This is a genomic window from Streptomyces sp. AC627_RSS907, from assembly GCF_019049165.1.
On record NZ_JAGMUE010000551.1, the window covers coordinates 1 to 718 of the forward strand.

General features: G+C 75.2%; 1 protein-coding gene. It reads right to left on the minus strand.

Translation table 11 applies throughout. The features are described from left to right. Window positions 1-241: 241 nt before the first annotated feature. A partial coding sequence (locus KUM32_RS37005; RefSeq protein WP_217146252.1) for a VOC family protein occupies window positions 242-718 on the minus strand: 477 nt, incomplete at its 5' end.

Here is a 718-nt window from a genome sequence, read left to right on the forward strand (position 1 = left end):
CGCCGACTTCCCCCTCACGGTGCACGGCTGCACCGCGCTCTTCGAGGCCACGGTGGAGGAGTGAGCGCCCGCTCCTGACGGTGCGCGTTCTGACGGTTGGCGGGCGGCGGGCGGCGGGCGGATCGGCCGATCGGCGGGGCACCGCCGGTGGCGGGTGGCCGCCGATGACGGGTGGCCGCTGGTGGCGGCTGGGGGGCGAGCGGCCCCGGGTGGCGGGCCGCGGCCCCGTACCCCGACAGCCTCACCCCGCCTCGCTCGTGATCAGCGCGAACTGCGCGCCGAACGGGTCGAGAACCATGGACATCCGGCCCAGGCCCGGGGCGTCGTCCGTGGCGGTCAGGGCGGTGCCGCCGTGGTGGACGGCGGCGGACACGGCCACGTCGCAGTCCTCGACCTCGAAGTACGGGTACCACTGCGAGCGCAGCTCCCCCACCTCGACCTGCGGCGGGAACTGCATGATGCCGCCGTGCGCGGCGTCCCGGCCGCCGCCCGGCGGCGAGACGACCGTGTAGTCGACCTCCGCCATCGGCGTCCGCTCGGCCTCCCAGCCGAACACCTGGCGGTAGAAGTCGACCGCGGCCTGCGCGTCCGTCGTGTGCAGCTCGGACCAGCACAGCGTGTTGGGCACGTTGACGGCGTCGATGCCCCTGGTGTCGCCGGGCTGCCAGATGGCGAAATCGGCGCCCGTCGGGTCCGTGAACTGGGCCAGCCGGCCGGC